Consider the following 25,521-nt stretch of genomic DNA (forward strand, 5'->3'; position numbering starts at 1 on the left):
CGAAGCCCGTCAGGAAAGGCTGATGAAGCTGGCCGCCTGAGCTGCAAAAGCTTGTCCAGACAACCGGAGCCGATACACATCAGATAGTAAGTCACGAGCCACAAAGAACTACGAATTTGCTGCCCGAACGTCAGCATGCCAACTGCCCTCTTCCTCATAAAAATCAGATAGCCTGTATAGAGCATGATCTGAACGCCCAGTAACCAGCAAAGATTCCGCCAACCTGTCCAGTACACGATAAAGGTCGCGACAACAAATGCCAGCGGTCCGACAATCCCAAGAGCTTTAACACGGAATGGACGCTGCATGTCCGGGTGACTGGTGCGCAAGGCTGCGACCGAGACAGGCGCCACCGCATAACTTACGACCAGCGACGCGGACACGACCGAAATCATGGCTTCCCACGACGGAAACGGCAGTGTCCAGAAAACAGAAAGAAAAAGAGTCAACCATGTCGCATGTCGGGGAATACCTGTCTTCGCATCGATCGTCCCAAAGATTTTGAAGAACGTCCCTGAATTCGACCATGCATACAAGGCGCGAGGAGTAGCACCGAAAAAGATATTCCCGCAACCTGAGGGAGACACCACCGCATCGATAGCCACGACTACGCCGAGCCACGCCATTCCAAGTTGCACGGCAATGTCATAGAACGGAAGCGAAAGCTTCGCGCTAACGGCCGACCACCCCTCCTTCAGCATCGAGGTAGGCACTGCGCCGAGAAATGCAACCTGCAACAGCACGTACACCAGCCCTGCTGCAACAATCGACGAGATCAACGCAAGCGGAATCGACCTCTGCGGATCGCGGACTTCACTCGCAACCGCAACTATCGGTGTGAGCCCGAGGAAGGCGAAGATCACACCTCCCGTTGAAACAGCGCTCTCGACCCCGGACAGGCCATGAGGCGCAAATCCAGCCACGTGAAAATTGGCCGCCTTGAAGTGCATTAGAAGGGTGACAACAATGAGTGTGGGCACTACGAACTTGATGGTCGTAATGATGTTGTTGGCGAGCGCGAAGGTTCGGACGCTCGAAAAATTCAGCAAGAAGAAAAACAGAATCAGGGCTAATTGAACGAACCATCCCAGCGTACTGGCGTTGCTCGTACCGGGAACACTAAGAGCCGGCCACCAGGCGGCGGCATATTGTCGGGCTGCCACCACCTCGAGTCCGACTATGCTCGACATGTAGATCACCGTCATGAGGCCCATCAGATATGCCACCGTCGGTCCGTGGGTGATAGCAAGGTAGCTGATTGCTCCTCCGGGACTCGGGATCGCGGCACCAAGTTCGCAGTAAACGACCCCCAGCGTAAGGACGGCCACTGCCGCAATGAGCCAGGAGAATATTCCCGCGGGGCCAGCAATCGAGGCTACCTGGCTGGCGGCAAACAACCACCCTGAACCGAAGACAGTCCCAAAGCCAATCAATGTCAGGTCGAATGCCGAAAGACTCTTTTTGAAATGTCCAGAATCTGACATGTCTATGTATCCTCCATGAATTTAGTCCGCTCTGATCGCAAGCGTGTTGAATCTACGAATACAGGGTTCGCGAATTTATTCCGCGCGAAACGCCCAGGATGATCGCCACCTCGCGTTCAACTATGGGTAGAAAAGAATTCGCCGGACGTAAGGTGACATTGTTGAAATCTCGATTGCAGATCTCGACTGCCGAGTCGCTCGCTCTCAGGATCTGATGTAGTCTCCGGCAACGACGAAGGGCGGCGGCGAAGCTATGAGACTCACTAAAAAAGCGCCATCTGCATCGACCGCGGGCTTACGCCGAGCCGTTACGCGACTGCCCTGATGTCGCACTTCCACGACAGAAAGCGGAACATGGTTTGAGTGAGCGCGAACCCGAATCCGCCTCTCGAACAGATCAACCTGTTCCCAAGTTCTCCCCAGTCATGTTCTTGCGATGCGACCTGCAACGGGATATGGATCTCCAGCCATACACTCGCCCCACCTGTTCGGTCTGGTATCACCTGGACGTCAAACGATCGCTCTGTGCTAACGAATGACAGGGAAGCCCAACCCGTTTTCGTATCCAGACATAACATGCGTGCCACGTTCCGTGTTCCAAACCAGAGGAAGCGGGAAGCGCAGTGCTTCGAGGTAAGACCCGCGCGTAGAAGTGGATCGACATAGCTGCCCGTCACGCCTGCCCTTCGCGGATGCTAAAGGCGTGGAAAAAGTAACCTCGTTGACGCTGAGCAAGCGAGCCACCTTTGTAGAGCAGTCGATCAACTGCCGCCCGCTTACTCGCACGGGGCTGCGCCTCAGGAGCGAAAATCGGTGCCGTCGCGTTCCAGCAAACGCAACAGCGCGGTCCATTCACGATCGAGATGCACCGTGTCGAGGTACGCATAGTCGTCGTGCTGTTTGGCGGCGTGCTCGCACACCTCCGGTGACGGCACGGTGACTTTCTGGCCAGCTGAAAGCGTCGCCACCTGGATCTCACACGCCTTATTGAGGTAGTACATGCGCGTGAATGCCTCCGCTACCGAGCGGCCTGTGGTCAACAGTCCGTGGTTTCGCAGAATCAGATAGTCCTTCTTGCCGATCGACTGGACGATGCGCGCCCGTTCGTCGAGTTCGAGAGAAATGCCCTCATACTCGTGATACGCGACGCGATTGTAAAACTGCATGCTGATCTGGTTCAGAGGAAGCAGTCCGCACTCCATCGCCGCGACCGCCATGCCCGCCGTGGTGTGCAGGTGGACTACGCACTCCACATCGTGCCGCGCCGTATGCAGCGCGCTATGGATCGTGAAGCCCGCAGCGTTGACCTCGAATCGCTCGTCGCCAATGGGCTGACCGTTGACGTCGATCTTTACGAGCGACGACGCCGTGATCTCGTCGAAGAACCAGCCGTGCGGATTGATAAGAAACTGATCGTCCGTGCCGGGTACGCGCGCCGAAATGTGTGTGTAAATCAGGTCTGTAAGACCGAACTTCGCTGCAAGCCGGTAAGCCGCGGCGACCTGAACTCGCGTTTCCCACTCGGCCAGTGAGATGTTTCGGGGCTTGCGATTAATGTGTGGATCGGTGGTGGAAATCATTCGTGGTTTCTCCGTGGCTAAGAGTTACAACGTTTCGTTGATGGTCACTCTCGTGCAGTGACGGGTCGTAACAAGTGAGCGCCCTGCGCAACCGCGTTGCTACGCGTGGGCGGTGAACTCGGGAACGGCTTCGAAGAGATCGCCCACGAGGCCGTAATCGGCGATGCTGAAGATTGGCGCTTCTTCGTCCTTGTTGATCGCGACGATCACCTTGCTGTCTTTCATGCCGGCCAGATGCTGGATCGCGCCCGAGATGCCGACTGCCACGTACAGTTGGGGCGCGACGATCTTGCCCGTCTGGCCGACCTGATAGTCGTTCGGCACGAAGCCCGCATCGACTGCGGCGCGCGATGCGCCGAGCGCTGCGTTCAGTTTGTCAGCCAGCGGTTCGAGAACCTTCGTGTAATTCTCGCCGTTGCCCAGACCGCGGCCACCCGAGACGATGATCTTCGCCGACGTCAGTTCCGGACGGTCCAGCTTCGTCACTTCCCGACTGACGAACTGCGACAGGCCGGTGTCCGCAGCGGCTTCGATCTTCTCCACCGATGCGCTGCCACCTTCGGCTGCGACAGCGTCGAAACCAGTCGCGCGGACCGTGATGACCTTGATCGGATCTTGAGATTGAACGGTAGCGATCGCGTTACCGGCGTAGATTGGACGCTCGAACGTGTCGGCTGAATCCACTGCCGTAATGTCGCTGATCTGCGCGACATCCAGCTTCGCGGCGATACGCGGTGCGATGTTCTTGCCGTAGGCGGTCGCCGGCGCGAGGATGTGCGTGTAATCCTTCGCGATGTTCAGCACCGTTGCCTCGACGTTTTCCGCGAGGCCCGCTTCGAGTTGCGGTGCGTCGGCCAGCAGCACTTTGTTCACGCCTGCAATCTTCGCTGCCGCATCGGCCGCAGCTTGTGCGTTGTGACCCGCCACCAGCACGTGAATGTCGCCACCAATCTTCTGCGCCGCTGCGATCGTGTTCAGCGTCGCGGCTTTGATTGACGCGCCGTCATGTTCTGCCAATACCAGATTAACCAGATTCGTCATTTGCTCTGTCTCCGTGTCGACTGGAATTAGCGCTTTAGCGCTTACTCCAGTCCCATGCAACATAGTTGCCGTTCTACTTACAGCACCTTGGCTTCGGTCTTCAGCTTCTCGACCAGCGTCTTCACATCCGGCACCTTCACACCGGCGGAGCGCTTCGACGGCTCGACTACCTTCAGCGTCTTCAGTCGCGGCGTGACATCGACGCCGAGATCTTCCGGCTTGACCACTTCCAGCGGCTTCTTCTTTGCCTTCATGATGTTCGGCAGCGTCACATAGCGCGGCTCGTTCAGGCGCAAGTCGGTGGTGACCACGGCGGGCAGCTTTAAAGACAGCGTTTCAGAACCGCCGTCCACTTCACGCGAGACCGTAGCTCTACCATCTGCAACCACAACCTTTGAAGCGAACGTTGCTTGCGGCAATCCCGCCAGCGCGGCCAGCATCTGGCCAGTCTGATTCGAATCGTCGTCGATGGCCTGTTTGCCCAGGATAACCAGCGAAGGCTGCTCCTTATCGACCAGCGCCTTCAGCAGCTTCGCGACAGCCAGCGGCTGGAGTTCTTCCGAAGACTCGATCAACATAGCCCGATCCGCACCGATCGCCAGCGCCGTGCGCAGCGTTTCCTGCGCTTGCGCAACGCCACAAGAAACCGCTACCACCTCACTCACCACACCCGCTTCCCTCAACCGCACCGCTTCCTCAACCGCGATCTCATCGAACGGATTCATCGACATCTTCACGTTCGCGATATCCACACCCGTGCCGTCCGACTTGACCCGGACCTTCACGTTGTAATCGACCACTCTCTTGACTGGCACCAAAACCTTCATCACCGCTCCTTTTGCTTAGCTGTCGCTGCGTCAGCCAGAAGCAGCACTCGCTCTTCCGGCCTTCCGGCTATTCATTCGTCAGGCGCTGGCAAGCGCGCGCTCGAGCCCGTCGGCCTCCGCTCCAAGGCACTGCCAACCGTCAAAAAACTCAAACAAAACAAATTTTTCTCAAATTCAGCATCTGCGAGTATAGTGGTTTACAGCGATGAGCCAACACTGCACCACCACCCACATACAGCCGCTTAATCGTTATAAAACAATACACTACAAGCGACGACAAGGCTGATCCAGCGAGTGAAAACAGGAAATTTAATTTGTTCAAGTTGACATCACTGTAGGACGTCACTCATCATATGTCAACGAGCAAAAAATAATGGTAGATGCGCTCTTCGGAACCCGCGGCGAAGACCAGTCGGCAGAATGCAATCCGCCTCTGCGAACGTGTTTCGATGCTCGTGAGCGGGAATTTTCGTCAGGCATTTGCCGGGCGCATGTCATGGTTTAAACAGGAGAGTCATGGTGGCCAGTCACGACAAGGCACGAGTGGGTGTAGACATTGGTGGGACCTTCACCGACGTTGCGCTCGAACTCGGTGGAGAACTCTTTTCCACCAAGGTCCTTACGGATTACACGGCGCCCGAGCGCGCCATCATCAAAGGCATTGGCATCGTCGCGGACAAGGCCGGGATTCAACTGAAGGACATCGGCGTCATCATTCACGGCACGACGCTCGCCACGAACGCGCTGATCGAACGGCGCGGCGCCAAAACCGCTTTCATTACGACGGAAGGCTTTCGTGACACGATCGAGATGCGAACCGAAAACCGGTTCGAGCAGTACGATCTGAACATCAAGCTTCCCCCTCCTCTTATCGAGCGCTGCGACCGCTTTACGCTTAGCGAGCGCATCGACGCCCAGGGCGGAGTGCTTCTCGCGCCGACGGAAGCGCAGATCGCGGCCATCGTCGAACGCATTGAAAAAGGCGGCTTCGAAAGTGTGGCGGTGGGTTTCATTCACGCCTACGTGAACGGCGTGCATGAACGCATGATGCGCGATGCGATCGAACAGCGTCTGCCGAACGTATCGGTTTCAATTTCCAGCGAAGTTTCGCCGCAGATCCGCGAATTCGAGCGGTTCAATACCGTCTGCGCGAACGCCTACGTTCGGCCGATCATGAGGTCCTATCTGGACCGGTTGCTCGGCAAAGTGCGTGAAGCCGGCGCGCAGTGCCCGATCTTCATCATCCACTCGGGCGGCGGCATCGTCTCAGTTGAAAGCGCATCCGAATTTCCGGTGCGGCTGGTGGAATCCGGACCAGCCGGTGGTGCGATTTTCGCCGCGCATATCGCGGCGCGCTACGATCTGAATACCGTTCTCTCGTTCGATATGGGCGGCACCACAGCCAAGATCTGCCTGATCGACGACCTCACGCCGAAGACCGCGAACACGTTCGAAGTCGCCCGCACCTATCGCTTCAAGAAAGGCAGCGGCATGCCCATTTCGATTCCGGTCGTGGAAATGGTCGAGATCGGCGCGGGCGGCGGCTCGATTGCTTCCGTCGACGTGATGCGCCAGATCCGCGTGGGTCCGCATAGCGCCGCATCGGAGCCGGGCCCGGCCTGCTATCAACGCGGCGGCACGCAACCGACCGTGACCGACGCCGACTTGCTGCTCGGCCGCCTAGATCCCGCGAACTTCGCGGGCGGTTCGATCCCGCTCTCGATCGACGATGCAGCCGGCGCCATGGTCAAGCAGGTGGGCGGCGCCATCAATCTGAGCGCGGAAGAGACCGCCTACGGCGTCGCTGAAGTCGTCGACGAGAACATGAGCAACGCCGCGCGCGTGCACGCTGTGGAAAGCGGCAAGGACATCGGCGACTACACGATGATCACCTTCGGCGGCGCCGGCCCGCTGCACGCCGCGCGGCTGTGCGAGAAGAGCGGCATCAAGAAATTCATCGTGCCGCCGGGCGCGGGCGTGGGCTCCGCAATCGGCTTTCTGCGCGCGCCGTTCGGTTATGAAAGCGTACGCAGCGCCAGCATGCGCTTCAGCGATTTCGACGCCGACGCGCTCAATGAGATCGTCGATCAACTCAGTTCGGAAGCCCTGCACTTCGCGCGTCAGGGTTCGGGCGAAGCCGAGCCGATCGTCGAGATCAAGACGTTCATGCGCTATGTCGGCCAGGGCTGGGAAATTCCCGTCGCGGTGCCGTATCGACGCTTCACGAGCGAAGATAGCAACACGTTTTCCGAGTCGTTCACCAAGGCTTATACGCAGTTCTTCGGCCGCCCGATCGACGATCTGGACATCGAAATCGTCAGTTGGGCTGTGAAAGCGAGTTCACCGTTGCCGCCGGTCGAACGCTTGCAACTCGTGACGTCGCGCGACGCCGTGAGCGCGCCGAAATTCCGCAAGATTTTCGACGCAGCACTGCACCAGTTCGTGGACGCGGCGATCGTGGAGCGTGCCTCGCTGAAGATCGGCGAAAGCGTGACGGGTCCGGCGATCATCGTCGAGCCCGAAACGTCCACGCTGGTCACGTCTTCCTTCGACGCCATGGTGCAGCCCGACGGCTGTCTGCTCGTGGTTGCAAAAGATCTGAACGCCAAGTAATCAGGAGTACCACCATGTCTCTCAGCAACCTCGACACGATCCACATGCAGGTAATGTGGAACCGTCTGATCTCAGTCGTCGAAGAACAGGCCATGGCGCTGATCCGCACGGCGTTCAGCACCAGCGTGCGCGAAGCGGGCGATCTTTCCGCCGGCATCTTCGACAAGCGCGGCCGCATGCTGGCGCAAGCGGTCACCGGCACGCCGGGTCACGTCAACACGATGGCGGAAGCGGTCGAGCATTTCATGACCGTGATCGGCACGGACAACATGTATGAAGGCGACGTCTACCTGACCAACGATCCGTGGAAAGGGACTGGCCATCTGCACGATTTCACGGTCGTCTCCCCATCGTTTCATCACGGCGAACTGATCGGGTATTTCGCCAGCACGGCGCACGTGGTGGATATTGGTGGCCGCGGCTTCGGTCCCGACTCGCGCGAAATCTATGAAGAAGGCCTGTTCGTTCCGATCATGAAGCTGATCGAGCGTGGCCAGGTCAATCGCGATCTGATCAATATCCTGCGCAATAACGTGCGCGAAGCGGACAAGGTGGTTGGCGATCTCTACGCGCTTGCTTCGTGCAACGAGACGGGCCACAAGCGTCTTCTGGAGATGCTCAAGGAATTCAGCCTGAACGACGTGGAAGGCATCGGCGAATTCATTCTTGCGCGCAGCCGCGAAGCGACGCTTGAACGCATCGCCGCGCTGCCGAAGCACACCGAAACCAATCAGATGACGCTCGACGGCTATAACGAGCCCGTTACGCTGAACGTGACGCTGACAGTCGGCGAAGATCATCTGATGGCGGACTTCGCGGGCACGTCGCCGTGCAGTCCGTTCGGTATCAATGTGCCGTTGCTGTATGCGAAAGCCTACGCGTGCTACGGCCTGAAATGCATCATCGCGCCCGAGGTGCCGAACAACGCGGCGTCGCTCGAACCGTTCCGCGTGCAGGCGCCCGAGGGCTGCATCCTGAACGCGCAACGCCCGAGCCCGGTGGCGGTTCGCCACGTGCTGGGCCACTTCGTGCCGGACCTCGTGCTCGGCGCATTGCACAAGATTCTGCCAGGCCGAGTGCCCGCGGAAGGCTCCGGCGCGCTGTGGAATCTGCATGTCAGCGCGCGGCCGGTGCGCGAAGGATCAGGGCTCAAAGGCAGCGAAATCCTGATGTTCAACAGCGGCGGCACAGGCGCACGGTCCGAACTCGACGGACTCTCCGCCACCGCCTTCCCCAGTGGCGTTCACGCCATGTCGGTCGAGGCAACGGAACAGGTCGGCCCGATCGTGGTCTGGCGCAAGGAAATGCGTTCGGGTTCCGGCGGCGCGGGCAAACTGCGCGGCGGCCTTGGGCAAATCGTCGAGATTGGGCCGCGGGCGGGCTACCAGTTCCGCTTCAACGCCATGTTCGACCGTATCGATCACCCGGCTCGCGGACAGTCGGGCGGCCAGGCGGGCGCGTCCGGCGAAGTCATGCTGTCGGACGGCACGAAAATGAAGGGCAAAGGCACGCAGACGGTCGCGGAACACGAACGCGTCACGCTCTCCCTGCCGGGCGGCGGAGGCTTGGGCGCACCGGCGCAGCGCGACAGACAGGCGCTTCTGCGCGACATCCGCAACGAGTACATCTCCGAAGCGCAACTGCGTGACGACTACGACCTCACGCTCGATGCGCTGAAGACCTCCGCCGAACAGTAAGGAACCGACATGACCGACATCACAACGCCACCGTTCAAGAACATCCTGATCACGGGCGCGGCCGGCGCGCTCGGTTCCGTACTGCGCGACTCGCTGCGGCCTTACGCCGAAACGTTGACGCTCAGCGATCGTCAGTCGCTGGGCGAAGCACGCGAGAATGAAAAGCTCGTGGTCTGCGATCTGGCCGACCGCGCCGCCGTCTTTGAAATGATGCAAGGCGTCGACATGGTCATCCATCTCGGCGGTGCCCCGCGCGAGAATACCTTTCAGGTCATTCTCGACTCGAACATCGTGGGCAGTTACAACGTCTATGAAGCCGCGCGCCAGTTCGGCGTGAAGCGCGTGATCTATGCGAGTTCCGTTCATGCGATCGGCTTCTACGAATGCACGCAGACCATCGACGCGAACGTGCCGCAACGCCCGGACAGCCTGTACGGCGTGAGCAAGACGTTCGTGGAGAACCTGTCGCGCTATTACTTCGACAAGTTCGGCCTCGAGTCCGTCTGCGTGCGGATCGGATCGTGCTTCCCGAAACCCGTCGACCGTCGCATGCTGGCCACGTGGCTCTCCTATGAGGACTTTTCGCGCCTGTGCATTCGTGCGGTGATGGCATCGAGCGTCGGGCATATGGTCGTGTACGGCAATTCAAAGAACAGCGCGAACTTCTGGGACAACACGGAAGCGTCGTACCTTGGCTATGCGCCGGAGGATTCGGCGGACGCGTATCGCGCCGAAGTCTACGCAAACACGCCGCTGCCCGATCCGCGACATCCCGCCGTGCGCTATCAGGGCGGGCAATTCGCGGCCGACGGCCACTTCGAAGACCCGAAAGCCCAATAGGCCTCGGTCCGGAACGTCTCTTTGGAAAGCACCAAGATGGCACAGCAAGCATCAAAGTCCCACTATGACGTGGTGATCGTGGGCGGCGCGGTGGTTGGCAGCGCCACTGCCTACTTTCTGGCAAAGAATCCTGACTTCAACGGTTCGGTTCTCGTCGTGGAGCGCGACTGGTCATACGCGCAATCCGCCACCGCGCTATCGAGCGCGTCGATCCGGCATCAGTTCTCCAATCCGCTGAACATCAAGATCTCGCAATTCGGCACCGAGTTCATTCGACATTTCCATGAACTCGTCGAAGTGGACGGCGACGCGCCGGAACTCGGCTTCAAGGAAAACGGCTACCTGTACCTCGGCGACGCCATCGGCGCACCAATGTTCGAGCGCAATTACGCCACACAAAGGGAGAACGGCGCCGACGTCGCGCTGCTCGATCAGCAGATGCTGAAGGCGCGCTTCCCCTGGCTCAACACCGAAGGACTCGTCAACGGCGTGTACGGCCAGACCGGTGAAGGCTGGTTCGACAGCTACGGACTGCTGCAAGGCATGCGGCGCAAGGCCCGCTCGCTCGGCGTCGAATACATCGAAAACGAGGTGGTGGATATCCGGCGCGAAGGCGCGAAGATTACTGGTGTGGTGCTGAAAAGCGGCGAAACCATCGGTTGCGGCACGATGGTCAACGCCGCCGGCACGCGCGGACCGGCCATGGCGCGCCTGGCGGGTCTCGAGATTCCTGTCGAACCGCGCAAGCGCTGCCTGTTCGTATTCGACTGCCGCACGCCGCTCGAAGGCACCGTGCCGCTGACGATCGACACGACCGGGATCTTCTTCAGGCCCGAAGGAAAATACTATCTGACCGGATGTTATCCCTCGCCGGACCCGCTCGCGGACGTGAGCGACTTCGACGTGATCCATTCCGAATTCGACGAAGTCATCTGGCCGGCGCTCGCGGAACGTATCCCCGCCTTCGAAGCCATCAAGGTCGTGAATGCGTGGGCGGGCCACTACGACTTCTGCATGCTCGATCACAACGCGGTGGTCGGCCCGCACTCCGAGGTCGGCAACTTCCTGTTCGCCAACGGCTTCAGCGGTCACGGCCTGCAACAGTCGCCGGCTGTCGGACGGGGACTGAGCGAACTCATTACGTACGGCGAATACCGCGCACTCGATCTCGCGCCGCTCGGCTATCAACGTGTGGTCGAAAACAAACCGTTCCTCGAAGAAGGCGTGATCTGATGCTCCCTTTACCTGCTACTTCGGCACACAAATGAACTCTCATTCCTACCGTGCGGCACTCGTGACCGGTGCGTCCAGCGGTATTGGCCGGGCGATCGCGAGCCGGCTCGTGAAAGAAGGTTTGCATGTCTACGCATTGGGCCGTGACGCAAGCGCGCTCGACAGTCTCGCGCGGGAAGGCGGCGTGACACCGATGGTTGTCGATTTGCGCGACACGTCGTCCCTGCTCGAACTCTTCGAGCGCGTGGAAATCGACGTCGTCGTCAACAATGCGGGTCTGCTGCCTGCGCTCGGCAAGTTCGACGAATGCGCGCTCAGCGATATCGACGACATGGTCGACATCAATCTGCGCGCGCCCTTGCGCCTCGCGCACATGGCCCTCGACGGCATGGTCAGGCGAAAACGCGGGCATCTGTTCTTCATCGGATCGAGCGCGGGCCGCTTCCCGCATCCCAACACCGCCGTATATGGCGCCACCAAAGCCGCCATCAGCATGTTCTGCGATTCGCTGCGCTGCGACCTGCTGGGCAGCAAAGTACGTGTCACGGAGATCGCGCCAGGACGGGTACAAACCAATCTGTACCGTACCGCGCTCGGCCCGCAAGGTGCCAACGAAAAGCTCTACGACGCTTATCGCTCGATACAACCCGAGGACATCGCGGAGCTGATCGCCACGGCGATCAAACTTCCGGATTCAGTCGACCTGTCACGTCTGGAAGTTTTCCCGACCGATCAGGCGCCCGGTGGATCGCAAATCGTCTCTGTGAAATAACGTCTAACTGGAATGACCCGAACCATGAAAAATCAAAGAGCGGTAATCGTTGGTGGCGCATCCGGCCTCGGTCTGTCAGTTGCAAGGCTCATGCTGGCGGATGGTGCCGAAAGCCTCGCGCTGATCGACAAGAATGGACCACTTCTCGAAGAGACCGTGGCGCAATTGAAAAGCGAAGGTCACAAGGTTTTCGGCGCGGAAGGCGACATCACGCGCAAAGCCTCCGCGCACGATGTGTTCGCGCGGGCGGTCGCCGCGCTCGGCCGCGTCGACTGTCTGGTCAACAGTGCCGCTATTTATCCGCGCCGGCCCATCCTGGAGATCTCCGACGACGATTGGGATCTGGAGAACGCGGTCAACATCAAGGGCACCTATCACATGATGGTGGCGGCGATCGAGCACATGCGCAGCCGTGAAAAAGTGGAAGCGCACGTGGCGGGCCGCATTGTCAACATCACATCGGTCGACGCTTTCAAGGCGCATCCGCAGAACGCGCACTACGCGGCCACGAAAGCCGCGGTGGTGAGCCTGACGAAGTCGTTCGCCGCCGAGGTCGCGAAAGACGGCATTCTCGTCAACTCGGTGGCACCCGCCGGGTTCGCCACCGACAAGGCAAAGAAAGCCGGATTTCTCGGCGAACTGGCGGCGGCCAATCCGCTGGGACGCGCGGCCGAACCCGAGGAAATCGCGCAATGGGTCGTCATGATGGCAAGCGCGCGCAACACCTACGCAACCGGTGAAAACGTCATTGTGAGCGGCGGTTATATCTACGCTTGAGCGAAGTCAACGGCTCACCTCGCCGGGCCGACGGGGTGAGCAGCGCCGGAATGTGACTGTGGTAAAGTCATAATATGTCATACGGCGCAGGACAGATGCTTTCTGTCGCGTCGGAGCGGTATGTCTGCATCCGTATTGCAGCGCTCTCCTGACCCGGTGTGGAGCATTACGAATGACTCTGGACGCTGAAACCCTACTGAAGAATGCTGCCAGCTCTGGTAAGCGCCGCAGCCTGACCGAGCTGGTCATTCAGGCGCTGAACGACAAGATGGACCGCGGCGAGTACGCGCCCGGCGCCAAACTGCCCACCGAACCCGAACTCTGCAACGAATTCGGCGTGAGCCGCACTGTGGTTCGCGAAGCCGTGGCCTCCCTCAAACTGGGACGTCGGCTCATTGCGCGTCACGGCGTCGGCGTTTTCGTCGCGGATGGCAAAGGCCTGTCGGCGGAGCCAGCCTACCTCGACACCGCGACGTTGAACAATTCGATGTATGTACTCGAACTGCGTACTGGCGTCGAGACGGAATGCGCGGCATACGCTGCCCAGCGTCGTTCTGATGCACACCTCCGCGCGCTGAAAGAAACCTACGCGCGTATGGAAATCGTGGCCGCGGACGACGATGCCGAATGCGCTCGCGCCGACTTCGAGTTTCATCTGGCGGTGGCGACCTGTTCGGAGAATCCGCACTTCACGTCGATATTGCGCACGCTTGGCCAGGAAATCATTATCGACCTGCGTCTGAAGCACGCCAAAGCCAATCCCAAGGAGCGCAAAACCTATATTCGGCGCATCCAGCGGGAACATGGCGACATTCTCGACGCCATCGAACGCAAGGACGAAGCGGCTGCACGTCGGGCGATGCGTCGGCACCTCAACGAAAGCCTCGAACGCTACCATCACCTTTCGAGCACACGCTCGGAGTGATGTACGGTCCTTGCGTGCCTTGAGGTACTCCGGACCAACTTCGCCATTCATGCCGGGCTGGCCCGATCTCCACGCATTGGCCGACCGGTACGATCCGCACAGCCTATCAGCGCTAGCACGCCTACCAGGGCACCCGCAATCAGATAGTACGCAGGGATCAGGCGGCTACCCGTTGCCTCGACCAGCCACGAGTTGATCATCGGCGCAGTGCCAGCAAACAGCGCCACCGACACGTTATAAGCCACTGCCATACCCGTGAAACGGACACCCGTATCGAAGAGCGATGGTACCATCGAGTAAATACACGAGAGCAGCGCGGCAAGACACAAGTTCAAAAGCAGCAACGCAATCAGCCTGTACACGTTGCTCTCTACCGTGAGCAGTTCGAAGCACGGCACCGCGAGCAATGCCAGCGCGACGCTGCCGGCAAGCATCATGGATTTTCGTCCGATCCGGTCGGCGACAGTCGCCAGAACAGGGATCATGAAAATCAGGAAACCCTGCGAAATCAGCGAAATCGTGAAACCGTTCGAAGTCGCCAGTTTCAGCGTGCTGACGAGGAACGTCGGGATGTACGTAACGACGAGAAACAATGTGACGTTCGTCACGATGATAATGCCGCTCGATTGCAGCAATGCTCCAACATGCGAGTCAAACAAAACCCTGAATCCGCTTTGCCGATGGGCTGCTTCAAACGCAGGCGTTTCTTCGAGTCTGTTGCGGATGTAGAGCCCGATTCCTCCCAGCGGAAGTGCGAGAAGAAACGGAAGCCGCCAGGCCCAGCCGTCAATCTGCTCCGCGCTGAAAACGTGCGTCAAGACGGCGGCGACGAGCGCCCCGAAGCAGAAGCCGCACATGCAGCCCACTTCGATCCAGCTTGTCATAAGCGTGCGGTTGTTGTCCCGGCAATACTCCGCGACGAAGATTGCCGCTCCACTTGCTTCGCCGCCTGCCGATATCCCCTGCAATAAACGCAACATCACCAGAAGGATTGGCGAGGCGATACCGATCACGCCGTGGTCGGGAATCAGCCCGATACAGAACGTCGCGAACGCCATCATGATGATCGTGGCGGTCAGAACGCTCTTGCGACCGAATCGATCGCCGATGGGTCCGAAGATGAAGCCGCCGAAAGGACGCGCAAAGAAGGCAATCGCGAATGCGGCCAGCGAGGCGATCAACTGAGTTCCCGCCGCGCTCGCCGGGAAGAACACGCGCCCCATAACCGCGGCGAGATAGCCGTACACCGAAAACTCGAACCACTCGACAAAACTCCCCACCGCCGACGCCAGTACAACCCTCCTCAACTCACCCGGCTCGACGTGGCGTCGCCGAGGTGTTTCTGCGTGCGCTGAGGGGCGGACTCCCGACTGGCTGCGCTCTGCTACATCCGGATTTTGCATAACGTCAATTGGAATTATTTTCCGTAAAGGGGAAGCATGTGCACAGAAAGCGGTGGGCGCCCGGCGTGACTGCGGGTGCCCGCGCGAAAAACCTGATCGAGCCAGACAAGCTAGGTCAGTTTGTGATGGGTTCGACCTTGTCGCCGGTCGCAACGGCCTGAGGAACCCACTTGCCGCCGACGACCTTATAGAAGGTGGCGGTCGGGTCCTTCATATCGCCGTTCGGCATGAACGCGATATTCCCGGAGACGCCTGTAAAAGACACGGATTTCACAAATGGGCCGTACACCTTCGGGTCCGTCGAATTGGCCTTCTGCATTGCGTTGATCAGCACCCAGGTGGCGTCATATGCTGCCGGCGCGTAGGCGACGACGCCCTCCTTGTATTTGGCTTTCATCTTGTCGTCGAACTCACGTCCGGTCTTCATCTTCGAGAGAGGAATACCGTAGTCCCACGACGCCGCGCCTTCCGCGGAGTCGCCCGCCACCTTCAGAAACGTGTCGTTCTCGAAGCTGCCGCCGCCTAGCAGGACCGCCTTGATGCCCAGTTGCCGCATCTGTTTCGCCAACTGACCCGCCTGCTGATCCAGCCCTCCCCAGAAGACGACGTCCGGATTGAACGATTTGATGCGCGTGAGTTGCGCCTTGAAGTCGACGGCCTTGTCGGTCGTGTATTCGCGGTCGACGATCTTTCCGCCGGCCGCCTCCACGCCCTTGCCGAATTCGTCGGCCATCCCCTGACCGAATGCGGTACGGTCATCGATCACCGCAATGCTTTTCCCTTTCAGCGCCTGGACCGCGGAGTGCCCGGCAAGCTGCCCCATTTGCGCATCGGAGTTTACGACCCGGAAGACGTTGTTGAATCCTTGTGCTGTCAGCGTCGGATTGGTGGCGGTCGGCGAAACCATTGGAATGCCGGCGGTGTTGTAGATGCGTGAAGCCGGAATACTAGTCCCGGAATTGAAGTGTCCCACCACGCCTGCTACTTTGGCATCGACCATCTTCTGCGCAACCTGAGACCCCATGCGCGGATCGCCCTGATCGTCCTCGGCATCCAGCACGAAGTGGACCGGTTGGCCGCCTATCACGAGCTTTTTGGCGTTGGCGTCGTCGAGCGCGAGTTCGACACCTCGCTTCAGATCCACGCCGTAATGCGCCGAAGCGCCGGTCAAAGGGGCGGCGAAGCCCACCGTTACGTCGCCGGCGTACGCCGCGGGAATGGACAGGAACGCGCCAACCGACAGCGATGCAACCAATGCACAGCGGGTGATGGAAAACGGGATGTTCATCAGATACCTCTCTACGGTTTTCGAAATGATTTGTTCGACCGAAGGCCTGTGTCGCTCAACTGGCGGTGGATCGCACGGATGGAGCAAAGGCATGTTGCGCTGGATCAACGCAGCTTTTGCTTCGTTCGATACCAATCAAGGTATTAGGTGAGACGTCATATGTCAACGAGTAAAAAATAACTCGAGTCCAGGGTTTTTGCGGAGAGGTGTGGGGACGAGTCCGGAACAGGCAGTTTTCGTGAACTGTTGACTAGTCGTACTGGAAGCCGTCCTTCTGGCGAGGAATGCGCTTCGCCGCCTTTGCAGCCAACCACTTTGCCTCGTCCGCGTCTTGACATAAATCTTCGTAAGAACCGGGCTGATTTTCCGAACAATGTCACCCAGCGTCAGTGCTTCGGCTGAGTCCGAAAATGCTCTCTTCTTGACACCAGCGCCGAATGAGAAGTAGCTCAATGGCATCACCGATGTACGCCCAGCCAGCGTCGGCCGCGTTACCGCAACGGGCTCCTGGTCGGCGGATTGACCGTCCTGGCCGCGCTGCTCGTTCTCACGCTGAATCTGGCGCTGCGCTCCAGATGTGCGGCATCAACGTTCCCGGCATGACTAGTTAATTCCCGGAACCCGAAATGCGCGGCTCCGGCGTCGCGGCAAGCGCCCCGGTCGATTCCGGGACAAAATGCTCAGACAGAACTGGCCAGACCACAACGGCATCGGCCAATTCGCCGACATTCCCGATGGCGAGAATGTCGAAGCGTATGCCGTGTGTGCACGCGCGCCGGGGCAACTGCTAGGCGTTTGGGCCGGGCATCGACGCGCGTTTGTCTACCCCACGCCCCGGTTCGATCGAATGGGCAAACTCCGTCCGGACGTCGCTGAATTGTTGGCGATACTGCCCAGCGACCAGGTTCGGGCAGGCTGGCGACGCACGTTATGACTAAGCTTCGCCTCTCTTGCTCCCGAGGAGTGGTGACATGCGTGTGATAGCGCCGCTTGTACTGGCAATCGTATGTACGTGCTCTGCGCTGGCTGCGCCGGGCGGTTTCAATGCGGGGGAAAGCCGGTTAACCGTCGCGGATGAGGCCGCTCATTTCGACGCGGTCGTCTTTTACCCGACCTATGAGCGTGAAGTTCCGTGGCAAGCGGGCGCCTTCACTGTCGACGCGACGCGCGATGCTCCGCCTGTTCCCGATAACCGCTTCCCGGTTGTATTGATTTCGCACGGCCGGGGCGGCGGCCCCCTGAGCCACCGGGAACTGGCTACCGCTCTGGCTCGCGCCGGATTTATCGCCGTCTTGCCGACGCACGTTGGAGACGCTTCCGGCCATCCCCGCGCTTCGTCCCAAGCTCAGATCCTGATTGATCGCCCCCGGCAGGCAGAGGCCGCGCTCAACGCGGTCCTCGCAGATCCGCGGTTTTCCGCGATCGCCGACGCCAGCCGGATTGGCATGATTGGATACTCGGCCGGTGGCTACACTGCGCTGGTTCTGGCGGGAGCGAAACCCGACTTTGCGTATGCCAGCGCGTACTGCGCTAACCACGATGATCCGGGATCGTGTCCGAGCTCAGCAAACAACAAAACTGCGGACGGCGCTCAGTCTAAGACGGCTTTATCTGCTGATCTGATAGCCTGGCAACCGCCCGTCGATCGCCGCCTGAAGGCTCTGGTGCTGATGGATCCACTGGCCATGATGTTCAGTGCAGGTCGCTTGTCTGCTGTGCGCGTACCGACCATGCTCTACCGCCCGCAGGATGACAGCTATCTAGGTTCCGCCAGAAACTCACTTGCTGTCGTGTCGGGCTTGCCCACCCCGCCTGCGGTCCATATTGTACCCGGCAACCACTTCGTTTTCATCGATCCCTGTCCGGCCCCGGTGGCCGCCAACGCGGCAGTGATCTGTCAGGATGCGCCCGATACTGACCGCGCGGAGGTGCATCGTCAGATCGACCGTGAGGTCGTGGCCTTCTTGCGTACAAATCTCTGAGTCACCGCCCCCCTCGCGCAACATGTGCAGGCAAAGACCCATTTGCTGATACTCGCGGGCGATGTTGAAGCGAACGGCCCAAACGAGGCAGAGACCCGGACGATTATGCTAGACGAACAACATCCGGCAACGGCCGCTGCCCGAAATCGTTCGCCGCGATGCGCGTCTGTATTAGCGCCGCCCGACGGCGGCATTTAATACACCGGCCACTTCTTGCTGTCGGTCCGGCAATCACCCAGTCACCAGGTGGCTTCGGGATCACTCAGAAATTCATCGGCTGCAACCTCCACCACGCGAAGCGGCGCAGTCGCGAATACGTCCGCCGGCGTTTGATCATTGAGCAGTGGATGCGGCGAATAAAGCCAGAATGCACGTCGCCAGCCTCCGGGATCGTCTCTGTTCGTCGGCAAGGCGGCGAGAAGCCGAGCAACGTCTTGCATGAGCGCGCCCGAAGAGGAAAACTGAAAGTCTGGATAAATGAAGCGATGCAATGGTGCCGACCAGACGCCAAGCAGAGCGCCGGTTGCTCGTGCCTGAATTGTGTACGCCGTCTCCGCCTGCTCGAGCGGAGTGCCAACAAGCTCGGCCACATGACGAGCGTCCGGCCAGCCCTTTCCAAGCAGCTGGTCACGGAACTCGATCTCCGCGCGCGCGACCGAATCAACTGCTGCATGATCCGTCATGCGACTTCTCCAGATTTCGATGCGAGCTCCAGACCACCGGGTGAGTCGCGCCACTCAAACCGCCTCAAACGAACCCCAGCAATCCAGGAGGTGTTATTCACGTCACATCCGGAAGGACACTCGTCGTCACACTGAGGCCCTTTCAGGCGCGCAATTGTTGAGCCCAATCCACGCCCTCATCCTCGGCAAGAAACTTCAGCCCCCACACTACGTCCCTGCGCGGACACCAATCGACGAGGTCTTGCAAAACGTTTAGCCGAATGTTCCTCAAACTGCCGATGATATTCCTGACGTCCTCTATCAGGACCAGATCCAGCGAAACACTGACATGTTCGAGAATTGCTCGTTCTGGGACGGAGACCAGTACACGTGGATGGCGCCACGCAAGCGCCTTTAACCCGAAGGTTTCGTCCATCCTCGTGTCGAACAGGGAATGGGAGTGGTAGGAACAGGCAAGCCTGTCCACCGCCCAGGGAGGAATGTTGCAATAACCGCTTCCCCATAAATCGATGCGGTCGCGGAAGCGAAGATGATGCGTCATTCGATGCCACTCTAGCGCCGTTCTTCCCCCCACATGGAGGTTCGGAATATACGCGGCCAGATAGGCGATCGACCCATCGACGCCCGGCTGATCACCGCGGAGCAGATAAGCATCTTCGGATAACCGCCTCAACCATCCCTGTCGTACGAGTTCGCTCACCTGTTGCGCGTCAATTCCAAATGACGCGAAATACCGCAGGCCGATCGGCTCAGATCGTGGCGCGAAGTCCATCAGGAACTGCACGACTTCAGTGACGTTCAGCATGCAACTGCGTCCCGATAAAGCGGAAAGCGCGGTCGGCCCTCGGAGTACCCGAGTGACGATCAGCACTGTGAGCAGTGTGACAGGCCCTCAAAAGGAACAACTCGCCGTCCGACGTAAGGTAAGCAGATTTTCCCGTGAGAAGCTCACAGAGTGTGGCCATCTTTTCCCCGGGGTTATTCGAGTCAAGACAGGCACGCTGTGTCCGCATCTACACGCTCCCAGACAAGCACCTTGCTACACGCCCCGACAGGATCGGGCTGCTGAACTTCGCAAGTTCGAAGACGACCGCCTACATCCGCATACGCGAGATAACTCCTGCCGTCGGCATACGTGTACGACCACACACTCGAAACAGGAATCAGCGTCTCCCAATCGATCGCCAGCAACCGAGGCTTGACGGCCCCATATCCCTGCAAGACCGAAACGAGAATGGATGGATCAGCGACAATGAACGAATAGGCATCGGGGTCGTTGGGGTGCGCCTCTGCAGCCCGTATCAGGAACGTCGTGGCTATATGGTTGATGCCCGCAAGACGCCATCGGTTAAACGGGTCATGTCTGGTCCGACACGGCAATTCCCAAACGGATTTCGTAAACAGCATTTTTTCAAGAAAAAACGGCAGGCTGGGTCATTGACGTCATCGCTCAAGCGCCGCCCTCGTGACCACACCCATGTGGTTCCCGTGACTTACGGTCAGCGATGATATTGTTACATATTGCACATTATAATGCGTAACTTGATCGTGTGCACAGGACAACAGGGACGACTTCAAATCATCCATACGCAGATGTCAGTTATCTTGGGTTGACCGGTGGATCACAGGCAGCTTGAACAGCCAGTGATTCTGCGAGGAAGGCATCGCCATTCCCGCCAACGCATATGTGAATGCGTTTGAGCCGTGGAACGTTCTCGCCTGCCGCAGACGACGTCTCTGGATTGCAGAACGTTGCGAACGGTCGGCCACCAAGCGAAGGATGTCGCTGGCGCCCCCGCAATCCGATGCACACTGATTTCATCGGTCCGGTCTGGTGTTCGCGAAGAGACGGGCTGAACGCATCTTCGTCCACACTACAATGCAACTGTTCGCACATGGGCGTGTCCGTATTCCTCATCGCGCGACCGCTTCAGAAAATTCGGCATTGAGGCTCTTGACACTGACGGCAAGCGTCGTCGCATCAGATCTGCCGCGGGCGACGATCTCGGTAAGGATTGTCTCCGGGAAAGCCACTATCGTGGCCAGGACCCCCGCCGAGACATTCCCGACCAACAGGACTAGCTCGTCGGGCAATGCGGAGAGGTCCCGGCGCAGGATGAACCCGCGATCAACGTAGCCAGCTGCCAGCTCATGCGCCGCGAGAAATGTTGCAAGCACGAAAGCCCGGCAGTTCGCTCTGAGCAGGCGATTTGCGATGACTGCCGGGGCAAAAATCGAGTTGCGCAGGACGGCCCCTCGTATCGGCGCCTCGCAGGCGAGGAAATATGGTTGCTCGAAAAGACATCGCATGATGACGAGAGCCAGTCGCCCGGGTTCCCATCCATCCAGCGAGGCGGCGTCGCCGTTATGGAACGCAAGGTTTTCGCCCATTCCGTGTGCCGGCACCTTTTGCATGACAAGACTGGCCAAGGATCGGGTCGTGGCCTGATAGACCGCGAGAGAGATTCCAGTCGACAGCAAACCATACCTCGAGGGTAGTTCATCCCTTGGCGCACCGCTGGCCAGCCGTATATTCCACGAACGGAGTTGGACTGGAGGCGGCATTGAAACCGCGTATGCATGTGGAAACGGCACAAGGTGCCGGATCGCGCCGTCCAGCATTCTGACTTTGAACTTCGGCACGTCATTGTTTCGGAATCGCCTGTGACAGGCATCCAGAAACATGAGCTCTCGCGCGACTCGATCGAACCACTGCACGAGGGAAGCAAATGCCGCCTCGACCTCCTCCCCACGGCGAAAGAACTCCAACCTATCACGCAAGCGTCGATGACTTTCGGCGAGCGGATTGCCGCAAGAAGCGCAACGGTACGGCTTTTGGAAAAGCTCCCTGGATATCTTGTATGGCCCGGGCGCCACACCACACGCTTCGCAATGCTCCCTCAGCGCGCATCCGTGTATCGGACAGGATATGAGTGCGGAGAGCTGAAACCAGATGGCATGGAATCCGAAGCCGATACAGACGGGGCACCACTTTGTCCGAGAGCTCCACAACACTGATTTCAGGCCGGGTAGCGCCGCCATCAAACGGATTTCTACTGGCTGCCATTGCCAGCCGATGCCGCGACCCCACACGCCGGCCTGTTCACTGCCAATCCGTAGTAGATCGAGGTCACAGCACGCAATCCGGCGTTGCAATAGGAGCTCCAGTGCCTGCTTTCGCGTGAGCGCGTTTGACGACGCTACACGCAGTATCACCGAAAGTGCCGATTCGTCCTTGAGTGGAGGAGATGCGGCGCCGCAAACCGATGCTGACCCGGGCATCTTGTCGCTCCCAGTCTGACGAGTGGTCTGAACAATGGGCCGCTAAAGCTAGCGTGACGCAATCAGCCTGATACAGCCAACGGGATTGGACGCCACGAGGAAGTGCGTCAATCAGTCGTCGCGCATGCTCGTTGGTCCAATCGATTGGTTCCAGCACCCAGTTTCGTTACATATTGCACATTATTAATTGTAGCTTGATCGAGTGCATCCGATGACATTGATCGCTTTGAAAATCCGACAAAGCGCATGTCTTTACGTACCGGCCTAGGCCGTGCCCTCAGGGCGGCGAGGAAAACATCTGGGGTCCCGCAGGAAGGGTTGGATGTAACGAGCAGGACTTATCTGAGCCAGCTCGAGCGCGGTCGCCAGAGCCCTACGCTGGACAAGCTCGAGGCAATTGCAGGGGACATGGGCGTCCACCCTCTCAGCCTGCTTATTTACGCCTACTCCTGCGACCAGTCCGACCTGCAGATTGCGGAAATCCAGGCCCGCGTCAAGGAAGAACTCGTTCGCCTTCGGATGTACGACTCGTCGAGCGGCTGAACGCCCCCCCCCGAACGTGGGAGCTACGCAATGTTGCTCGCGGCCTTAAATATTCCCTTCGATGAAGAACTGTGCGACACGAAGGTATTTACGTCTCGTATTGACGCAGAGGTCGCGACGCAGGAGTTTGATATCCTTGTCTTGCCTAGCCAGCCGTATCTAGTGTCGCCCAGGACGTACGAAAGGCGGACGCGCATGGAGCAGTCGACCAGGGCATTGATTCGCTGGCTCGCTGATCTCAGCGCACGAAAGCACGCTCTGATAGTGTGTGGCACATTGGAGCCAGCGAGAAAACAGGTGCTATGCCGTACAGCACTGGTGGCATTCAATGGGCGGCTCATCGCGCGACATGTAAAATTCCCGGAGGGCAAAAATCCCGGCCCGTCGACGTCGATAACGAAGTACATGACCGCCGTCGACCTGCCATATGTCGTACAGCAAGCGTCTATTTTGCTGGATGAGGATCTATGGTGCCCGATCCCACTAGTGGCTGTGAGCCGCTCCTGCATGTGTCTCGTTTCATGCCTGTCGACTAACACGCGCCTTTTGGACCGGGCACGGACCGTTGCGGTCGAATTTGGCATCTTCGTCGTGCTTTCTACGTACGGAAACGTCGGGCGTGAGATTGCTGCGTGTCGTAGCACGATCCTGACGCCGGCGGGGAACGAGATTTTCGAAGAGGCAAGTTCTCAATCGTTGTTGATCTCAGCGATTCCGGACGTTTTCTCATGGACCGAAACGAAGAGCCGCCGCGACTACGAGTTTAAGGTGAGAAGACAATCCGACGCGGACGGATGGATGAGCATCGGTTGCGACCCGCTCAATGAACGTAGCGGGTTCTATGTCCCGTGATTTGTGACGCACGCGAAGCGCTGCCCGCCCTACGCCCGTCTCATCGCAACGGACTCGCGATTCCTTGAAAGGCCGTCACGATACAAAACTTCAACGGCGTCTTTCAGCCTGAGCGGTGAAGGATTGAATCTCCCGAGCGGCATGCCATCGATCGTGGGAAAAGCAACTGCCCCGATGTTTGGCTCCCACGTGCGTTGTTCCCAGAAGCACGGCACAACGTAATCGTCCCACTGGAACCTCTTACGGTTCATCACGCCGTTCTTTGCAGCCCAGTAGAGCGCCGCAAAGCGCCCATAAACCATCGCCTGAAAAAACTCAGCCCGGGCACATCCCGTCGAACGCGAGAAGTTACGTTTCCAACATGTCCGGCAGATGAGGTCGAATAGCGAAGTTCGGGGAACACCAGGTACCGCAGTGTGCAGGCCCCACGATTGAGGATCTTTTTCGACATGCTGGCGCAGGAGCATGAGTGCAAGAAATTCCGGTGGCCATAGATCGGTGCGCGGAATTCCGTGTTCGTCGAACAGTTCAGGACGCTCGCCGGTGCCTGTCAGTCCCGGATAACGATCCGTCAACCAACGCTTCAGTAAGTGGAGTGTCTCGCTGTAGACCAGATCTACCTCGTTGCGATGCTGAAAAATGTCCTGATGCGAAGACGGCCATACGAGCCAGGTCAGCCCAAGCGGCCTCTCAGCTTGCTGCCGGTGGACAAAACCGACATCGCGCATTACATCCCAGTAGGACCTGCTTTCTGGCCACCATGCATTGACCTCGCGGAAAGGGAACCGTTTTTCTAGATAAGACAACCGCCGGCCGGTGGCAGTGATAGTTAGCAGCTGCCGATAAAAGTCGGCAAACGCGACCTCAACGCTGTCCGCGGCTCGACACAAATTCAGATGGCGGACTATTGTCGCGGGCTCCATCGACAGGCTGCTTGCACAGTGACGGCACGAAAAGCGATTTTTTACTGCCTCGGAAAACGAGTAATTCCCATACGGTTGGTTGCAGTGTCGGCACACCGTGCGCAGCGGGCAGCGGTGCAATGGGCACTCACTGATAATCCAGCACTGATGCCACAGGGAATGATACATACCGGCGATGCATTGGTCACAAACCCTGAGCGTTTCGCTGCTAAAGCGGATATCGAAAATACTGTGGCGTCTGCTCGATAGGTCGGCACCGGAAGGACGCCATTGAAATTCATCTATCGGCACGAACCGGCTGTTCGAAACATCCCAATGCCGGTCCTCTCGCGTGCGGCCTGCAAGGCGCAGGAACTGCGCTGCGCTCATCTCGTTCAACATGACCACCCGGGCGACCTGACTGAAGGCCGACTCATAGGGCAGAGGGGAGAGCTTCGAGCCGACGTATTCTGGCATCTTGATCACCTCGCATGGATCAGGACGTCAGCCGGCGGAGTCCCGCGAAGATAGCTGCTACCGATTCCCATCACCATGGACACTGCGCGCGCCCAGGTTTCCGGTGGAATACTGAAGCCTGGCGAGTCATGACGCGCGGATGTTGACACGACACTGCGAATGACATCGAAAAGCGCGCGGCTGGAGAACTTCCCGTCCGGGCTTCTCTCAAGGATCGCCGCATGCAGTGCCGGAGCCTGGCTTTGCGGCGGCTCCGGTTTTTCTGGACACAGAGTTGGGGTAAAACGTGTGATCCAAACTGGAGTAGTTGATGTTGAAGA

20 protein-coding genes are annotated in these 25,521 nt (G+C 59.0%); 10 read left to right on the plus strand and 10 right to left on the minus strand.

Annotated features, from left to right (window positions below; all coding sequences use genetic code 11):
* The 4 genes from EVC45_RS39030 to EVC45_RS39045 form a co-directional block, all read right to left on the minus strand.
* A partial coding sequence (locus tag EVC45_RS39030) for an APC family permease (RefSeq protein ID WP_129963454.1) occupies positions 1-1,484 on the minus strand: 1,484 nt, incomplete at its 3' end.
* Positions 1,485-2,281: 797 nt separating this feature from the next.
* Positions 2,282-3,064 (minus strand): class II aldolase/adducin family protein, encoded by a 783-nt coding sequence (locus tag EVC45_RS39035; RefSeq protein WP_129963455.1) that lies wholly within the window; start codon positions 3,062-3,064, stop codon positions 2,282-2,284.
* Between the two features lie 99 nt (positions 3,065-3,163).
* Entirely contained in the window at positions 3,164-4,096 is a 933-nt protein-coding gene (locus tag EVC45_RS39040; protein ID WP_129963472.1) for an electron transfer flavoprotein subunit alpha/FixB family protein, read from the minus strand.
* 86 nt (positions 4,097-4,182) lie between these two features.
* Positions 4,183-4,932, minus strand: coding sequence for an electron transfer flavoprotein subunit beta/FixA family protein (locus tag EVC45_RS39045; RefSeq protein WP_129963456.1), 750 nt, complete (start codon positions 4,930-4,932; stop codon positions 4,183-4,185).
* A 516-nt stretch (positions 4,933-5,448) separates the two neighbouring features.
* Here EVC45_RS39045 and EVC45_RS39050 point away from each other — a divergent pair.
* From EVC45_RS39050 to EVC45_RS39080, 7 genes are all read left to right on the plus strand, one after another.
* The gene (locus tag EVC45_RS39050; RefSeq protein WP_129963457.1) at positions 5,449-7,545 is read left to right on the plus strand and encodes a hydantoinase/oxoprolinase family protein; all 2,097 of its coding nucleotides are present in this window, start codon (positions 5,449-5,451) and stop codon (positions 7,543-7,545) included.
* Positions 7,546-7,559: 14 nt separating this feature from the next.
* Complete coding sequence (locus EVC45_RS39055) at positions 7,560-9,242, plus strand: hydantoinase B/oxoprolinase family protein (RefSeq protein WP_129963458.1); 1,683 nt, start codon at positions 7,560-7,562, stop codon at positions 9,240-9,242.
* A 9-nt stretch (positions 9,243-9,251) separates the two neighbouring features.
* Entirely contained in the window at positions 9,252-10,082 is an 831-nt protein-coding gene (locus EVC45_RS39060) for an NAD(P)-dependent oxidoreductase (RefSeq protein ID WP_129963459.1), read from the plus strand.
* Between the two features lie 36 nt (positions 10,083-10,118).
* Positions 10,119-11,315, plus strand: a complete 1,197-nt coding sequence (locus tag EVC45_RS39065; RefSeq protein WP_129963460.1) for an FAD-binding oxidoreductase — start codon at positions 10,119-10,121, stop codon at positions 11,313-11,315.
* 31 nt (positions 11,316-11,346) lie between these two features.
* A complete protein-coding gene (locus EVC45_RS39070; RefSeq protein WP_129963461.1) occupies positions 11,347-12,087 on the plus strand; it encodes an SDR family oxidoreductase in 741 nt (246 codons plus the stop codon).
* 24 nt (positions 12,088-12,111) lie between these two features.
* Positions 12,112-12,864: an SDR family NAD(P)-dependent oxidoreductase gene (locus tag EVC45_RS39075; protein WP_129963462.1), complete on the plus strand. Its 753-nt coding sequence runs from the start codon at positions 12,112-12,114 to the stop codon at positions 12,862-12,864.
* A 172-nt stretch (positions 12,865-13,036) separates the two neighbouring features.
* The gene (locus EVC45_RS39080) at positions 13,037-13,789 is read left to right on the plus strand and encodes a FadR/GntR family transcriptional regulator (protein WP_129963463.1); all 753 of its coding nucleotides are present in this window, start codon (positions 13,037-13,039) and stop codon (positions 13,787-13,789) included.
* Positions 13,790-13,836: 47 nt separating this feature from the next.
* Here EVC45_RS39080 and EVC45_RS39085 read toward each other — a convergent pair whose 3' ends face one another.
* Together EVC45_RS39085 and EVC45_RS39090 are read right to left on the minus strand one after the other, a co-directional pair.
* The gene (locus tag EVC45_RS39085; RefSeq protein ID WP_129963464.1) at positions 13,837-15,192 is read right to left on the minus strand and encodes an MFS transporter; all 1,356 of its coding nucleotides are present in this window, start codon (positions 15,190-15,192) and stop codon (positions 13,837-13,839) included.
* Positions 15,193-15,307: 115 nt separating this feature from the next.
* A complete protein-coding gene (locus EVC45_RS39090; protein ID WP_129963473.1) occupies positions 15,308-16,480 on the minus strand; it encodes a branched-chain amino acid ABC transporter substrate-binding protein in 1,173 nt (390 codons plus the stop codon).
* Positions 16,481-17,451: 971 nt separating this feature from the next.
* On the opposite strand from EVC45_RS39090, the gene EVC45_RS39095 reads away from it, so the two are divergent.
* Positions 17,452-18,462, plus strand: coding sequence for a dienelactone hydrolase family protein (locus EVC45_RS39095; protein ID WP_129963465.1), 1,011 nt, complete (start codon positions 17,452-17,454; stop codon positions 18,460-18,462).
* A 239-nt stretch (positions 18,463-18,701) separates the two neighbouring features.
* On the opposite strand, the gene EVC45_RS39100 is transcribed toward EVC45_RS39095, so the two are convergent.
* The 3 genes from EVC45_RS39100 to EVC45_RS47190 all read right to left on the minus strand — a co-directional run bounded on the left by EVC45_RS39100 (position 18,702) and on the right by EVC45_RS47190 (position 21,575).
* Positions 18,702-19,145, minus strand: a complete 444-nt coding sequence (locus EVC45_RS39100) for a hypothetical protein (protein ID WP_129963466.1) — start codon at positions 19,143-19,145, stop codon at positions 18,702-18,704.
* 142 nt (positions 19,146-19,287) lie between these two features.
* Complete coding sequence (locus EVC45_RS39105; protein ID WP_129963467.1) at positions 19,288-19,950, minus strand: type IV toxin-antitoxin system AbiEi family antitoxin domain-containing protein; 663 nt, start codon at positions 19,948-19,950, stop codon at positions 19,288-19,290.
* A 1,109-nt stretch (positions 19,951-21,059) separates the two neighbouring features.
* Positions 21,060-21,575 (minus strand): hypothetical protein, encoded by a 516-nt coding sequence (locus EVC45_RS47190; RefSeq protein ID WP_248295433.1) that lies wholly within the window; start codon positions 21,573-21,575, stop codon positions 21,060-21,062.
* 1,098 nt (positions 21,576-22,673) lie between these two features.
* On the opposite strand from EVC45_RS47190, the gene EVC45_RS39115 reads away from it, so the two are divergent.
* Both EVC45_RS39115 and EVC45_RS39120 read left to right on the plus strand, forming a co-directional pair.
* Positions 22,674-22,970 carry a helix-turn-helix domain-containing protein gene (locus tag EVC45_RS39115; protein WP_129963469.1) on the plus strand — a complete coding sequence of 99 codons (297 nt, stop codon included), beginning with the start codon at positions 22,674-22,676 and terminating at the stop codon, positions 22,968-22,970.
* Between the two features lie 30 nt (positions 22,971-23,000).
* Positions 23,001-23,822: a hypothetical protein gene (locus EVC45_RS39120; RefSeq protein WP_129963470.1), complete on the plus strand. Its 822-nt coding sequence runs from the start codon at positions 23,001-23,003 to the stop codon at positions 23,820-23,822.
* Between the two features lie 29 nt (positions 23,823-23,851).
* Here the strand turns inward: EVC45_RS39120 and EVC45_RS39125 are convergent, their stop codons facing one another.
* Positions 23,852-25,201 (minus strand): hypothetical protein, encoded by a 1,350-nt coding sequence (locus EVC45_RS39125; RefSeq protein WP_129963471.1) that lies wholly within the window; start codon positions 25,199-25,201, stop codon positions 23,852-23,854.
* Positions 25,202-25,521 lie beyond the last annotated feature (320 nt).

This window comes from Paraburkholderia sp. UYCP14C (assembly GCF_004197395.1).
Lineage (GTDB): Bacteria > Pseudomonadota > Gammaproteobacteria > Burkholderiales > Burkholderiaceae > Paraburkholderia.

What these genes read in the sequence shown, in the direction of transcription:
- EVC45_RS39035 (WP_129963455.1), bottom strand. Translation starts at nt 3,064, where the DNA reads ATGATTTCCACCACCGATCCACACATTAATCGCAAGCCCCGAAACATC.
- EVC45_RS39045 (WP_129963456.1), bottom strand. Translation starts at nt 4,932, where the DNA reads ATGAAGGTTTTGGTGCCAGTCAAGAGAGTGGTCGATTACAACGTGAAG.
- EVC45_RS39050 (WP_129963457.1), top strand. Translation starts at nt 5,449, where the DNA reads ATGGTGGCCAGTCACGACAAGGCACGAGTGGGTGTAGACATTGGTGGG.
- EVC45_RS39055 (WP_129963458.1), top strand. Translation starts at nt 7,560, where the DNA reads ATGTCTCTCAGCAACCTCGACACGATCCACATGCAGGTAATGTGGAAC.
- EVC45_RS39060 (WP_129963459.1), top strand. Translation starts at nt 9,252, where the DNA reads ATGACCGACATCACAACGCCACCGTTCAAGAACATCCTGATCACGGGC.
- EVC45_RS39065 (WP_129963460.1), top strand. Translation starts at nt 10,119, where the DNA reads ATGGCACAGCAAGCATCAAAGTCCCACTATGACGTGGTGATCGTGGGC.
- EVC45_RS39070 (WP_129963461.1), top strand. Translation starts at nt 11,347, where the DNA reads ATGAACTCTCATTCCTACCGTGCGGCACTCGTGACCGGTGCGTCCAGC.
- EVC45_RS39075 (WP_129963462.1), top strand. Translation starts at nt 12,112, where the DNA reads ATGAAAAATCAAAGAGCGGTAATCGTTGGTGGCGCATCCGGCCTCGGT.
- EVC45_RS39080 (WP_129963463.1), top strand. Translation starts at nt 13,037, where the DNA reads ATGACTCTGGACGCTGAAACCCTACTGAAGAATGCTGCCAGCTCTGGT.
- EVC45_RS39085 (WP_129963464.1), bottom strand. Translation starts at nt 15,192, where the DNA reads ATGCAAAATCCGGATGTAGCAGAGCGCAGCCAGTCGGGAGTCCGCCCC.
- EVC45_RS39090 (WP_129963473.1), bottom strand. Translation starts at nt 16,480, where the DNA reads ATGAACATCCCGTTTTCCATCACCCGCTGTGCATTGGTTGCATCGCTG.
- EVC45_RS39095 (WP_129963465.1), top strand. Translation starts at nt 17,452, where the DNA reads ATGCGTGTGATAGCGCCGCTTGTACTGGCAATCGTATGTACGTGCTCT.
- EVC45_RS39100 (WP_129963466.1), bottom strand. Translation starts at nt 19,145, where the DNA reads ATGACGGATCATGCAGCAGTTGATTCGGTCGCGCGCGCGGAGATCGAG.
- EVC45_RS39105 (WP_129963467.1), bottom strand. Translation starts at nt 19,950, where the DNA reads ATGCTGAACGTCACTGAAGTCGTGCAGTTCCTGATGGACTTCGCGCCA.
- EVC45_RS39115 (WP_129963469.1), top strand. Translation starts at nt 22,674, where the DNA reads ATGTCTTTACGTACCGGCCTAGGCCGTGCCCTCAGGGCGGCGAGGAAA.
- EVC45_RS39120 (WP_129963470.1), top strand. Translation starts at nt 23,001, where the DNA reads ATGTTGCTCGCGGCCTTAAATATTCCCTTCGATGAAGAACTGTGCGAC.
- EVC45_RS39125 (WP_129963471.1), bottom strand. Translation starts at nt 25,201, where the DNA reads ATGCCAGAATACGTCGGCTCGAAGCTCTCCCCTCTGCCCTATGAGTCG.